Source organism: Streptomyces sp. P9-2B-2, assembly GCF_030406865.1.
Lineage (GTDB): Bacteria > Actinomycetota > Actinomycetes > Streptomycetales > Streptomycetaceae > Streptomyces > Streptomyces platensis.
In genome coordinates, this window is record NZ_CP129126.1 from 3,433,694 (window position 1) to 3,446,021 (window position 12,328).

General features: G+C 72.3%; 11 protein-coding genes. 4 read left to right on the top strand and 7 right to left on the bottom strand.

The window, feature by feature from the left end; all coding sequences use genetic code 11:
- Positions 1 to 37 precede the first annotated feature (37 nt).
- Positions 38 to 838, bottom strand: coding sequence for a helix-turn-helix domain-containing protein (locus QT196_RS14940; protein ID WP_085925429.1), 801 nt, complete (start codon positions 836 to 838; stop codon positions 38 to 40).
- A gap of 578 nt (positions 839 to 1,416) precedes the next feature.
- Between QT196_RS14940 and QT196_RS14945 the strand changes: the two genes are divergently transcribed.
- The 3 genes from QT196_RS14945 to QT196_RS14955 all read left to right on the top strand — a co-directional run bounded on the left by QT196_RS14945 (position 1,417) and on the right by QT196_RS14955 (position 4,869).
- Positions 1,417 to 2,169: a hypothetical protein gene (locus QT196_RS14945; RefSeq protein ID WP_168479262.1), complete on the top strand. Its 753-nt coding sequence runs from the start codon at positions 1,417 to 1,419 to the stop codon at positions 2,167 to 2,169.
- Positions 2,166 to 3,710 (top strand): NADH-quinone oxidoreductase subunit NuoF family protein, encoded by a 1,545-nt coding sequence (locus QT196_RS14950; RefSeq protein WP_168479263.1) that lies wholly within the window; start codon positions 2,166 to 2,168, stop codon positions 3,708 to 3,710. Before QT196_RS14945 ends, QT196_RS14950 begins: the two co-directional genes overlap by 4 nt.
- A 190-nt stretch (positions 3,711 to 3,900) precedes the next feature.
- A complete protein-coding gene (locus QT196_RS14955) occupies positions 3,901 to 4,869 on the top strand; it encodes an SCO0930 family lipoprotein (protein WP_290355063.1) in 969 nt (322 codons plus the stop codon).
- On the opposite strand, the gene QT196_RS14960 is transcribed toward QT196_RS14955, so the two are convergent.
- From QT196_RS14960 to QT196_RS14975, 4 genes are all read right to left on the bottom strand, one after another.
- On the bottom strand, positions 4,847 to 6,436 hold the full coding sequence (locus QT196_RS14960) for a sodium:solute symporter family protein (protein ID WP_168479265.1): 1,590 nt from the start codon (positions 6,434 to 6,436) through the stop codon (positions 4,847 to 4,849). The two genes, QT196_RS14955 and QT196_RS14960, sit on opposite strands and share 23 nt — an antisense overlap.
- The gene (locus QT196_RS14965; protein ID WP_266731236.1) at positions 6,433 to 6,666 is read right to left on the bottom strand and encodes a DUF3311 domain-containing protein; all 234 of its coding nucleotides are present in this window, start codon (positions 6,664 to 6,666) and stop codon (positions 6,433 to 6,435) included. Before QT196_RS14965 ends, QT196_RS14960 begins: the two co-directional genes overlap by 4 nt.
- Before the next feature lie 32 nt (positions 6,667 to 6,698).
- Positions 6,699 to 7,487 (bottom strand): class E sortase, encoded by a 789-nt coding sequence (locus QT196_RS14970; RefSeq protein ID WP_290355064.1) that lies wholly within the window; start codon positions 7,485 to 7,487, stop codon positions 6,699 to 6,701.
- A gap of 66 nt (positions 7,488 to 7,553) precedes the next feature.
- On the bottom strand, positions 7,554 to 8,900 hold the full coding sequence (locus tag QT196_RS14975) for a DUF445 domain-containing protein (RefSeq protein WP_248001150.1): 1,347 nt from the start codon (positions 8,898 to 8,900) through the stop codon (positions 7,554 to 7,556).
- A 281-nt stretch (positions 8,901 to 9,181) separates the two neighbouring features.
- Between QT196_RS14975 and QT196_RS14980 the strand changes: the two genes are divergently transcribed.
- On the top strand, positions 9,182 to 10,492 hold the full coding sequence (locus tag QT196_RS14980) for an SGNH/GDSL hydrolase family protein (RefSeq protein WP_168479266.1): 1,311 nt from the start codon (positions 9,182 to 9,184) through the stop codon (positions 10,490 to 10,492).
- Between the two features lie 83 nt (positions 10,493 to 10,575).
- Here QT196_RS14980 and QT196_RS14985 read toward each other — a convergent pair whose 3' ends face one another.
- Both QT196_RS14985 and QT196_RS14990 read right to left on the bottom strand, forming a co-directional pair.
- Positions 10,576 to 11,256, bottom strand: a complete 681-nt coding sequence (locus QT196_RS14985) for a DUF1707 domain-containing protein (protein ID WP_168479267.1) — start codon at positions 11,254 to 11,256, stop codon at positions 10,576 to 10,578.
- Between the two features lie 9 nt (positions 11,257 to 11,265).
- Positions 11,266 to 12,291: an ATP-binding cassette domain-containing protein gene (locus QT196_RS14990; RefSeq protein ID WP_168479268.1), complete on the bottom strand. Its 1,026-nt coding sequence runs from the start codon at positions 12,289 to 12,291 to the stop codon at positions 11,266 to 11,268.
- Between the last annotated feature and the right edge of the window lie 37 nt (positions 12,292 to 12,328).

The window sequence follows — 12,328 nt, forward strand, 5'->3', positions numbered from 1 at the left end:
TCAGCTCAAGGGGCGCGGTGGTTCATCCGTCGGTTCCTCAAAGACCGTTGACGCGGGCCTCACGGGCCATGCCGAGGGGACGTATGGAGGACGCGACGGCGCGGGCGCGGCGGCCGGCCCGGGCGCGGTAGCTGCGGACATGGGCCATCAGACGCCGGCTGCGCAGCGCCATCTCCAGCTCGAAGCGGGTACGCGGATCACGCAGCACCGGCCCGAAGAGCTTCTCGATCTGGCGCAGGCGGTACCGGACCGTCTGCGGGTGCACATGCAACAGCTTGGCGGCCTCCGGTGCTCCGCCGCCCTCCAGCCACGCCAGCAGCGTGACTTCGAGCCGTTCGCTCTGCCGGGGTGTCAGCTCCTCCAGCGGGCCGAGCCAGCGGGACGTCAGCGCGTCCGCCAGCGACTCGTCCTGGAGCAGCAGCAGCGCCGACAGATGGTCGTCGACGAACGCGGGCCGCGACTCCGGGCCGACCCGGCTCGGGGCCAGCGTCAGCAGATACCGGGCCCACCGCAGCGAGGACGCCGTGTCGGTGGCCGGCACCACGTGCCCGACCGCCGCCGGACGACCCTTGAGCGCCGCCTCCAGGCGGGCCCGGGTCTGGGTGGCCGGGTCGGGGACGAACAGACAGGTGTAGCCCTCGACATTGCCGATGAGGGCATGCCCCAGTGCCGCGGCGAGTTGGGCCGCCTCGGCGGGGGTGGCGAGCACGACGGCCTGGAGGGTGTCGGGCACCGGCCAGCCCGCGGCGCGGGCCAGTTCGTGCAACCCGTCCTCGGGGACGTCGCGTTGGCCGGCGAGCACGTCGAACAGGTCCTGGCGGGCCCGGGCCACCGGCATCGGAGTGACAACTGAGGGTACTGCCGGAGGTTTACTTTCCGACTCTTTTTGGTACCCCAGAACTGTCAGCAAGGCCTGTTCAAGCGCCCAATGTGCGTCTTCTACGGGAGTATCCCCGAGAAGTGCGGACAATGCGGGAAATCCGCGTTGCAACTCCGCGACCAACTTCTCGGCGAGATCCGGGAGTTCATTTCTCACTACCCGGTTCCACTCGCCGCGGGGACGCGACCAGATGCGGTTCAGGAGATCACACATCGCTACCTCGATCCTGGCGGGGATGCGGTTGGTACAAGGGATTGGCGCCCCCCCGTGCGCCTGAGTCGGCATCATCCGGAGTCCCCCCGCGCGACCGCGATGCCAGTGCAGGAATTTGTCACAGCGCGATAAACCTTACGAAAGCCTGAACACGTTCGGAGATGCTTTTGCACATCCGGATTACGGCCCTGTGTATCCAGCCGGTTACAGAATGTTTAGTGTTACCGGGGGTCACCCGAACAAAAGCCCCGGGCAAATTACGCCCCCGGGAGATTTCATAGAAATTCGCATCCCGCACCCGTGCCCCGACACCGGGAGGTCCGATGTCCGCACCGCGTTTGCAGAGCCGCCGCGCCGCACACCGTGCCCGGCCCTCGCCTTCAGTGCCCCGCCCCCGCCGCCCTCCGAACGAACCCGGCCCGCCGGACCGGCGGGCCCCCGGAGGCGGTTTCGCCGGAACTGCCGTACTCCGTCCGGCGCTTCCGGCCGCACTGCTGCTCTTCCTCGCCGTCACGCTGCACTCCGGCGCGGCGGACACCCTGATGCGCTTCCTGGACTTCGGCGCCGGAGTCCTCGCGCTGGTCTCGCTGTCGGTCACCGTGCTGTGGGGCCTGGCCGCCACCGACCGCATGGTGCTGCACTCCGGGCACCGGCTGCTCGCCCAGGCCGTGCACCGCGGCACCGCGGTCGCCGGACTCGGCTTCCTCGGCCTGCACATCTGGGTGAAGATCGCCGAGGGCCACACCGGCGCCGCGGCCGCCGCGATCCCGTTCACCGACGGCGCCCGTCCCGGGCTCATCGGCCTCGGCACCCTCGCCGCCTACACGTTCATCGCCGTCGCGGTGACCGGCGCGGTACGCGCCGCCTTCACCGGCCTGTCCGGAGCCCGCTGGTGGCGGGCGCTGCACATGTGCGCCTACCTCGCCTGGGGCCTGGCCCTGGTGCACGGCCTCAAGTCCGGGCGCGCGGCGGCCGGCTGGGCCGTCGCCGGATACGCCATCTGCCTCACGGCGGTGGCCGTACGACTCGCCCTGCGGCTGCGCGACGCACGCAGGAACACAGGAGAACTCCCATGACCGCCCCCGCTCCCACCCAACTGCTGCCGGCTCTCGCCGAGACGGAGCCCGTACCGACGCTGGCGTCCTTCGGGCCGCCGCGGCTGCTGGCCGGCCTCGACGAGATACCCCGCATGGACCGGGTGGCCCACCTGTCCCGGCACGGCAGTCTCCCCCAGCTCACCCCTCAGGAGCTGGTGGCGCTGGCCGAGGACATCGATCTGCGCGGCCGCGGCGGTGCGGGCTTCCCCTTCGCCCGCAAGCTGACCGCCGTCATCGACGGGATGAAGCGCGCGGACGGCAAGGGCGCGGTGGTCGTCAACGGCAGCGAGGGCGAGCCCAGTTGCCTCAAGGACACCGCGATGCTGCTGCACGCCCCGCATCTGGTGCTGGACGGCGCGCTGCTGGCCGCCGACGCGCTCGGCGCGCAGGAGGTCGCCCTGGGGGTGACCCGGACGGATGTGCTGAGCTCCGTGCAGCGGGCCATCGACGAACGCGGTCCGGTCCGGCCGACGTTACGGGTCACCCTGCTCACCGAACGGTTCGTCACCGGCGAGGGCTCGGCCATGACGAACGGGCTGAGCGGCGGCCCCGGGCTGCCCTCCGGCCGCAAGATCCGCTCCAGCGAGCGCGGGCTGAACGGTGTGCCGACCCTGCTGTCGAACACCGAGACCTACGCCCAGCTCGCCGTGGCCGCCCGCCTCGGCGCGCTCGGCTACCGCACCGCGGGCCTGCCCACCGAGCCCGGCACGCTGCTGCTGACGGTCGCCGGCAGCCGGGTGGTGGAGGTCCCCTACGGGGTCTCACTGGCCCGGGTCCTGGCGCTGTGCGGGATGGACCAGGGGCAGGGCGTGCTGATCGGCGGCTATCACGGCACCTTCGTGTCCCCGGCCGACGCGCTGACCGCGAACCTGTCGAAGGAGTCGCTGGCCGAGTACAACGCGGTGCTCGGCGCCGGGGCGGTGCTGCCGATCCCGTACGACACCTGTCCGGCGGGCGAGACGGTCCGCGTCGCCCAGTGGATGGCCGCCGAGTCGGCCGGCCAGTGCGGCCCCTGTGTGCTCGGCCTGCCCGCGCTCGCCGACCAGCTCGACCGTGCCGTACGGGGCGGCGGGGAGGCCGCCCTGGAGGCCGTACAGACCCGGATGCGGGCCGTGGAGAAGCGCGGCGCCTGCAGCCACCCTGACGGCACCTCACGCTTCGTCGCCTCGGCCCTGCGGTCCTTCCCCGAGGAGTTCGAGCGGCACGCGCAGGGGTTCGGCTGCGGCCGCCCGGTGACCGGTGCGCTGCCGGTCACCGGGAACCCGCCGCTGGCGGTCACCGCTCCCGCGCCCGTCCCGGTGCGGCCGGCCGCGCCGCCGCAGGAACGGCTGCTGATCGACTGGACGCTGTGCCGCGGCCACGGCCTGTGCGCCGATGTCGTGCCCGGCGTCGTGAAGCTCGGCGCGGACGGCTATCCGCAGTCCGCCAGCATGCCGCTGCCGGCCCGGATGCGGCGCCGCGCCCAGCTCGCGGTGCGCCGCTGCCCCGCGCTGGCGATGCGGGTGCAGGGCGGCAACTGACGTACGGGGCAGGGCTTTTGCGCTTGGAGAAAATTCTTCGGCGCCATTGAACGCCCGGCACCCCGGAGCGCGTATTCCCCGGGCGACGGCACCCGCCGTCGCCCGGACCGGAAACGGAACGGGCGACCGGATGAGCAACGCGGTCACCACCTCAGCAACGACGGAACCACCCACCGGCAGAGGAGACATCATGATCAATCGACGTCGTGCGGCGTTCGCGGCCGCGGCGGTCGCCACCCTGGCGCTGACCACCGCCTGCGGCAGCAGCGGCACCCAGAGCGCCCCGGGCACCACCGACGCGGACAACGTCCAGCCCGCCGGCCAGGGCACCAGCGACTACGGCTACGGCTCCTCCGGCGGCGGCTCGGGCTCCGGCGGCCAGGCGGGCGGCACCGACACCGCCGCCGGCAAGGCCCCCAAGGCCGCGCCCGCCGGGGAGCTGGCCCTGCACCAGGACGCCAAGATCGGCACGGTGGTCGCCGACTCCAAGGGCATGACCCTCTACCGCTTCGACAAGGACACCCCCGACCCCGCCAAGTCCAACTGCAACGGGTCCTGCGCCACCACCTGGCCGCCGGTCCCCGCCGACGGCGCCACCGCCCCGTCCGGCATCGACAAGAGCAAGCTGGGCTCGGTCACCCGCGCCGACGGCGTCAAGCAGCTCACCATCGCCGGCTGGCCCGCCTACCGCTACATCAAGGACACCAAGGCCGGTGACACCAAGGGCCAGGGCGTCGGCGGCACCTGGAACGCGCTGGCCCCCGACGGCAAGAAGGCCGGCGCCCAGGAGCCCAGCGACGTCTCGGTGTTCAACCACCCCGACCTCGGCGGCATCCTCGTCGACGGCAAGGGCCGCACCCTCTACCGCTTCAACAAGGACAGCGCCTGGCCGATGAAGTTCGGCTGCAACGACGCCTGCCTGGAGACCTGGAAGCCCGCCAAGCCCGCCGACCGCTCCAAGCTCAACGGCATCGCCCCCAAGCTCATCAGCACCGTCACCCGCCCCGACGGCACCCGCCAGCTGGCCGTCGACTGCTGGCCCGTCTACTGGTTCACCGGCGACGAGCAGCCCGGTGACATCAACGGCCAGGGCAAGATGGGCCTGTGGTTCGCGGTCTCCAAGGAGGGCAAGAAGATCACGACGACGCCGGAGGGCTGACCGGGGCGCCCCGCGACGGCACCCCGTCCCGCGGGAACTCGTCGTCCAGCGCCAGCACCTCGGCATCCGGCCGCCCGTCCGCGGCGCGCGGCCCCAGCCAGGTGACCGCGAGCGCCACCGCCACATTCACGGCGAGCCCGACGATCCCCGCGTTCATCCCCCACACCGGGTCGTGTCCCCCGAAGACCAGGACACAGACCAGCGTGAAGCCCGCCACCAGGCCGCTCACCGCGGCGTGCAGCGTCAGCCGCCGCCACACCAGCCCCAGCAGCAGCATCGGCACGAGCTGTGCCATGCCCTCGTACGAAATCAGGGACAGCCGCACGAGGGTGTCGGGGGCGGTGTAGGTCAGCAGCAGCGCCAGCGCCCCGGCCACCACCACGACCAGCTGCGACCACAGCTTCTGCCGTCCGCCCGCCGCCTCTCCCCCGCCGTCCCCGGAAGCCGCCCCGGCCGCCCCCTTGTTGAGCCGGGGGATCGCGCCCAGCACACTCCTCCCCCACATCGTGCCGATGACCAGCATGAACACGGCCATCGGCACGATGGAGGAGAGGGCGGCGGCCACCCCGACCAGCCCCACGGCCCAGGCCGGAAGGGAGTCCACCACCATCTTGAACAGCGCGAGATTGGAGTCCGCACCGGTCAGGCCGGGCACCACGAACAGCGCCGCCATCCCCAGCAGCATCGGTACGAACAACAGCACGTTGTAGAACGGGAGGTAGAGGGCGTTGCGGCGCAGTGCCTCGGCGTTACGGGCACCGAGATAGCCGGCCACCGTCGTCGGAAAGATCACCACTGTCAGGGAGTTGACGAGCGTGGTGGTGACGAACCAGACCTGACCCAGTCCGCCCGAGTCGTGCCCGGGGAAGGTCAGCCACTGCGGCTTCTCGGCGACGAGCCGGTCCAGGAAGGGCCCGTAGCCGTCGAAGTAGTGCAGCGGCACATAGACCGCGAGGAAACCGAGAGTGCCGATGACGAGGACGTCCTTGAGCACCGAGACCCAGGCACTGCCGCGCAGCCCGCTGATCACCACGAAGCCGGTGGTGACCGCGAAGCTGAGGAAATAGGCCCAGTTGATGCTGATGGCACCGTAGGAAATGGTGGAGACGACCACACCCATGCCGGTGATCTGGAGCTGTATGTACGGCAGCAGACAGACCGTGGCGAGCAGGGCGACGGCGGCCCCGAGCCAGGGCGCGCGGTAGCGGTGCGCGATCATGTCGGTGATCCCGACCAGGCCGTGCCGGCGGGCGTAGGCCCACAGCATCGGCCCGACGACGTACCCCAGCGCATAGCCGCAGGACATGTAGGCCACCACATAGAGCACCGGGGCACCGGAGTTGTAGCCCCAGCCGGCCGCGCCGAGGTAGCTGAAGCTCGTATAGCTCTCACCGGCCATCAGCACCCAGATGAAGACCGTGCCCAGGCTCCGGCCGCCCACCGACCACTCCGAGAGCCCGGCGGGCCGCCCCTTCTCCGTGCCCTTGCGCCGCACCGCGAGCAGGCCGAGGGCGACGGTGAGCACCATGAAGGCGCCGAAGACGGAGGTCGCGACGGCGGCGTTCATATCCGGCCCCGCGCCCGGTCACCGCGCCGGGCCAGCCACACCGCGAGCGGGGTGGCCAGCGTCGCCAGCAGCATCCAGAAGAACAGGAACGGCAGCCCGAGCACGGTCGGCGTCACCCGGTTCACCAGCGGCAGCACCCCCAGGAACAACGCATACGGCAGCAGCAGCCACAGCAGCGCGGGACGCCTTCTCGAACCCGGGGACCGGCCGCCGGAAGTCTGGTTTCGCACGAGGCGAGAGCCTAGGGGACGCCCGGCCCCGCTCACCGGGACTGTGTCGACCGCAACACGGCCCAGACCACCAGCCGGTAGGTGGACGTGTACTCCGGCGTACAGGTCGTCAGCGTCAGATAGGCGCCCGGCGCGGTGAAGCGGTAGGCGGGGTGCACGCTGCTGTACGGGACCGCGGCGAGGACCGTGCCGTCGCCGGGGGTGGTCCGCGGCAGGGTGCGTTCCACGGCATAGGTGTAGCGGGCCCCGGCGGTGTCGACGAGGACGGTGTCGCCCGGCCGCAGCCGGTCGAGGTGGCGGAACGGCTCGCCGTGGGTGTTGCGGTGCCCGGCCAGCGCGGCGTTGCCGGCCCCGCCGGGCTGCGCGCTGTGCGGATAGTGGCCGACATAGCCCCGGTTGAGGACCGCGGCCTTGCCGACGCCCTGGGCGATGGGGGCGGTGAGCCCGATACGCGGGATGCGCAGCACGGCGTACGCCAGGTCCTCCGACGGTGCCGGTGTGCGGCTCCCGGCGCGGCCGCGCGTACCGGTCGGCGGGGCGCTCTGCGCGGCCCGTGCGCCGCCCGTGCGGCCGTCTTCCGGGGCCGGGGCCGGGCCGCCGGGTGCCGGCGGCCGGGCGTCCCACTGCCGCTCCAGCCGGCCCACCTGGTCCCGCGCCGCGTGCTGCGCCTGACGGTTGGTCCACCACAGCTGGTGGACGACGAACAGCAGCAGAACGGCGCCGAGCGTCACCGCCAGCTCCGCCCCCGTCCACAGCGCCCGCACGGCACGGGAGCGACGGGGGCGCCGCCCCTGCACGACTACCGGTATCCGCTCCCGCACGCGGGCACCGTAAGCCCTGCGGGCGCAGGTCTCCAGAGGCGCGCACGGCCCGGCGGGCGGCGCGGGTCAGCCGCCGAAGGCCTGCGAGACGGCGTAGATGCACAGTCCGGCCAGCGCGCCGACGACGGTGCCGTTGATGCGGATGAACTGGAGGTCCCGGCCGATGTGCGCCTCGATCTTGCGGGAGGTGTGCTCGGCGTCCCAGCCGGCGACGGTGTCCGTGATCAGGGAGGTGATCTCGTCCTGATAGGTCGTCACCACGTAGACGGCCGCGCCCTCCAGCCAGCCGTCCACCTTCTCCTGGAGCCGCTCCTCACCGGCCAGCCGCCGGCCCAGGGACAGCAGCGCGGCCCGTACCCGCAGCCGGAGTTCGCTGCGCTCGTCCTCGGCGGCGGCGACGATCATCGCGCGGACCGAGCCCCAGGCCGACGCGATCAGGTCCTGCACCTCGCTGCGCCCCAGCACCTCGGACTTGAGCCGCTCGACCTTGGCCCGGGTCTGCGGGTCGGACTTCAGATCGTCCGCGAAGTCCCGCAGGAAACGGTCGATCGCCCCGCGCGCCGGATGCTCGGGCATGTCCCGCATCTCGGTGACGAAGCGCAGCAGTTCCTTGTAGACCCGGTCGCCCACCTTGCGGTCGACGAACCGCGGGGTCCATCCCGGTGCGCCGCCGGAGACCGCGCTCATCACGGAGTCGGCGTGCAGGACCAGCCAGTCGTGGGCGCGGGCGACGACCAGATCCACCACCCGCCGGTGGCCGCCCTCCGCGACGACCTTGTCCAGCAAGGTGCCGACGCCGGGCGCGATCTCCTGGGCGTGCGCCCGGCGGGTGATCGCCTCACCGACCACCGCCTGCACATCGGAGTCGCGCAGCACGGTCAGCGCGCCGCGCAGCGCGGTGGACACTTCCTCGGTGACCCGGTCGGCGTTGCGGGGCTCGGCGAGCCAGCCGCCGAGCCGCCGGCCGATGCCGACGGAGCGCAGCCGGCGGCGGACGACGTCGGCGGAGAGGAAGTTCTCCCCGACGAAATCCCCCAGACTCTGACCCAGTTGGTCCTTTTTCGTGGGAATGATCGCGGTATGCGGAATAGGCAGCCCCATCGGCCGTTTGAACAGCGCGGTGACCGCGAACCAGTCGGCCAGCGCACCGACCATCCCGGCCTCCGCGGCCGCCGCGACAAACCCGGTCCAGCCACCCGCCCCGGCGGATTCGGCCCATTTCGCCAGTGCGTAGACCACGGCGACGGCCAGCAACAGGCCGGTGGCCAGCGTCTTCATCCGGCGCACTCCGCGCCGGCGCTCCTCGTCGGCGACACCGAGGGTGAACCCGCCGGCCGGCCCGGCGGGCGTCGCCGCGCCCGCCACCGGCGCCCGCTCCGCCTCCGGCGCCGTGTCCGCTTCTGTCCGTTCCATCCGCTCCACCGCTCCCACCGTGCCCCCGCCGTCCCTACGGCCTATCCTGCTCCGCACGTCGGCCACCGTTCCGGCCGTAGTCCCACTGTGACCTACTCCTGGAACGAACCACGAGTTCCCCGCGTCCATGCCGTGGAGGCATCGAATGGGGCGCCGGGCGGTGCCCCCGAGGTCCGTGGGATCATGAAGGACCGATCGGACCGCAACGGTGCCGCTGATCATCCGCTGCCCTTGCCCGCCCGGAGCGTGCTGCTCCGCTTTACCCAGGAGACCTCTCCCGCATGAAGAAAAGTGTGGGTTACTCCCTGCTCGCCGGTCTGGCAGCAGTGGTGGTACTGATCTCGACCGCGATATTCGTCGGCTTCGGCGGCGAGGACGGCGGTCCGGGTACTTCCCCGCACAAGCCACGCGACCCCGCGGCCCCCGCCGTCTCCGGACAGTGGGTCGGCACCTGGTCGGCGGCCGCCGCGGCGGCCGAGCCGGGCACCCTGAACGGCTACGCGGGCATGTCGATACGCAATGTCGTGCACACCAGCGTCGGCGGCTCCGGCGTCCGCATCCAGCTCTCCAACCTCTACGGCACCCGGCCGCTGGTGGTCAGCCACGCCACGCTGGCGCTGGCCGCGGCCCCCAGCAACCCGACCGCCGCGAGCGGCACCATGCGGCGGCTGTCGTTCGGCGGCAAGCCCGCGGTGACCATCCCGGCGGGCGGCGCGGTCACCAGCGACCCGGCCCGGCTGAAGGTGCCCGGCGACGCGGACCTGCTGGTCACCACGTACTCGCCGTCCCCCTCGGGCCCCGCCACCTACCACCCGTACGCCCGGCAGACCTCCTACCTGGCGCGCGGCGACCGCGCCGAGGACGCCACCGGCGCCGCCTACACCGAGCAGAGCCCGTACTGGCGGTATCTGACGGGCGTGGACGTGTGGAGCACCCAGGCCCGCGGCGCGGTCGTCGCCATCGGCGACTCGATCACCGACGGCATCACCTCCACCGCCGGCGCCAACCACCGCTGGACGGACTTCCTCGCCGCCCGGCTGCGCACCGAGCCCGGCGCGCCCCGCTACGGCGTCCTGAACCAGGGCATCAGCGGCAACCGGCTGCTGGTGAACGGCAGCCGGTTCTCGCCCAACAACGGGCCCAGTGTGCTGTCCCGGCTGGAGCGCGATGCGCTGTCGCGTACCGGCGTGAAGGCGGTGATCGTCGAGATCGGGCTCAACGACCTGTTCAAGACCCCGCGCCAGCTCGACCCGGAGAAGATCGTCGGCGGGATGCGGCAGATCGTTAATGAGGCGCACGCCCGCGGGCTGCGCGTCACCGGCAGCACCCTGACGCCGTTCGGGGGACACCGCGGCTACTCCACGCAGCTGAATTCGGTCCGCGAACAGGTCAACCGCATCATCCGCTCCGGCACCGTCTACGACGAGGTCGTGGACTTCGACAAGGCGCTGCGGGACCCGGCGTCGCCGGGGCGGCTGCGCCCCGAGTACGACTCCGGTGACCACCTCCACCCGAGCGACGAGGGCTTCCGGGCAATGGCCTACGCCGTGAACCTCACCCACCTCAAGCAGTCGGCCGCCGCCGCGCTGTAACCCCGACGGAGCAGACCGCCGCCCCGAATCCGGCCCGAGGGGCGGCGGGGCGGCGGGCCCGGGGCCTCGCACCGGAGCCCGCGCTAGTCCAGCTCCTTGCGCCCGTCCTCCTTGAGGCGGCGCCGCTCCTCCTTCAGCCGGCGGCGCTCGGCCCTGGGCAGCTTGCGCTCCACCGCGACGCCGCCCATCAGCGCCAGCCCCCTGACGACCACCCGGGGCGCGCCGGGCTCGGCCGGTTCCCCGTCCTCCCGCGCGTCGAAGCCACCCATGATGCCCAGCCCGCGGACGTCGAGACCGACGCCCGGCGGCACCACGATGTGCACCCCGCCCATGAGCGCCCAGCAGGTGATCACGATCTCCGGGCCGGCGAAGTTCGCCTCGCGCAGGTCGATCTCCCCGCCGCCCATGACGCCGACGGCCGTGAAGTGCCGCCCGATCGTCCACCGGCCCTTGCGCTGGAAGCCGCCCATGATGCCGACGCCCACCGCGGAACCGTCCGTGCCGCTCACGATCCGCTCCGACCACCGCGCCGGCGCCCCGCTCTCCTTGCGCAGCGACAGCGGCGCCGGGGCCGCCCCGGTCACCGGGAGGTCGGCGGTCAGCGGCTCCAACTCGCCGTAGGTGCGGGCCTTGTAGGCCGCGTCCAGCCGCTCGTCGAACTCCTCCATCGCCAGCCGCCCCTCCGCCACGGCGTCCCGCAGGATCTCGGCGACCCGCTCACGGTCGGTGTCGGAAGCGCGCAATTCCGGGAGGTCTTCAGTCATACGGACACATTAGAGGGCGTCACCCGCCTTGCCCCCGTCCTCCGCGACATCCCACCGGGTCCCGCCGTTCGCGTACAGCTCGGCGATCAGGGTCTCGATGTCCGGCTCCCGCACCGACAGATCCACCAGGGGATAGCGTGCAGCGACCGCCGCGACCAGCGGCGCCGCGCTCTGCGACGCCGGGAACGCCAGCCACTGCCGGGGCCCGTCCACCCGGACCGTACGGGCGCCCGGTACGCCGTCGATCGGCGGCAGTTCCCGCGCCAGGTCCACCACCAGCGTCCGCTCGCCGTCACCGGCCGCCCGCAGCCCGTCGAGACCGCCGTCGTACACCAGACGGCCGTGGTCGATGACCATCACCCGGCGGCACAACTGCTCGATGTCGGTGAGGTCATGGGTGGTCAGCAGGACCGTGGTGCCCCGCTCGGTGTTCACCTCGCGCAGGAACTCCCGCACCTTCGCCTTGCTGATCACATCGAGGCCGATGGTCGGCTCGTCCAGATACAGCACCTCGGGGTCGTGCAGCAGCGCCGCCGCGATATCGCCGCGCATCCGCTGCCCCAGCGACAACTGCCGTACGGGCACGGTCAGCAGCGGGCCCAGGTCCAGCAGGTCGACACAGCGCTCCAGGTTGGCGCGGTAGGTGGAGTCCGGGACCCGGTACATCCGCCGCACCAGCTCGTAGGAGTCCTTCAGCGGCAGGTCCCACCACAGCGTGGTGCGCTGCCCGAAGACCACCCCGATCCGGCGGGCGAGCCGGGTCCGCTCCCGCGCGGGGTCGATACCGGCGATCCGCAGCCGGCCGCCGCTGGGGACGAGGATGCCCGTCAGCATCTTGATGGTGGTGGACTTCCCGGCGCCGTTCGGCCCGATGTAGCCGACCATCTCGCCGCGCGGCACCCGGAAGGAGATACCGTCCACGGCCCGGACCTCCTGCCGCACCCGCCGCAGCCGGCCCGCCTTGCGCCGCACCGAGAAGACCTTCTCGACGCCGTCGACCTCGATCAGCTGCTCCGCGGCGGCAGCACCGCTCATCCCACCCACTCCTTCGTCGTCCGTTCGCGGTCCGCCC

Coding starts and splice junctions, on each gene's coding strand:
- QT196_RS14940 (WP_085925429.1), bottom strand. CDS start 838: ATGCCGGTGGCCCGGGCCCGCCAGGACCTGTTCGACGTGCTCGCCGGC.
- QT196_RS14945 (WP_168479262.1), top strand. CDS start 1,417: ATGTCCGCACCGCGTTTGCAGAGCCGCCGCGCCGCACACCGTGCCCGG.
- QT196_RS14950 (WP_168479263.1), top strand. CDS start 2,166: ATGACCGCCCCCGCTCCCACCCAACTGCTGCCGGCTCTCGCCGAGACG.
- QT196_RS14955 (WP_290355063.1), top strand. CDS start 3,901: ATGATCAATCGACGTCGTGCGGCGTTCGCGGCCGCGGCGGTCGCCACC.
- QT196_RS14960 (WP_168479265.1), bottom strand. CDS start 6,436: ATGAACGCCGCCGTCGCGACCTCCGTCTTCGGCGCCTTCATGGTGCTC.
- QT196_RS14975 (WP_248001150.1), bottom strand. CDS start 8,900: ATGGAACGGACAGAAGCGGACACGGCGCCGGAGGCGGAGCGGGCGCCG.
- QT196_RS14980 (WP_168479266.1), top strand. CDS start 9,182: ATGAAGAAAAGTGTGGGTTACTCCCTGCTCGCCGGTCTGGCAGCAGTG.
- QT196_RS14985 (WP_168479267.1), bottom strand. CDS start 11,256: ATGACTGAAGACCTCCCGGAATTGCGCGCTTCCGACACCGACCGTGAG.
- QT196_RS14990 (WP_168479268.1), bottom strand. CDS start 12,291: ATGAGCGGTGCTGCCGCCGCGGAGCAGCTGATCGAGGTCGACGGCGTC.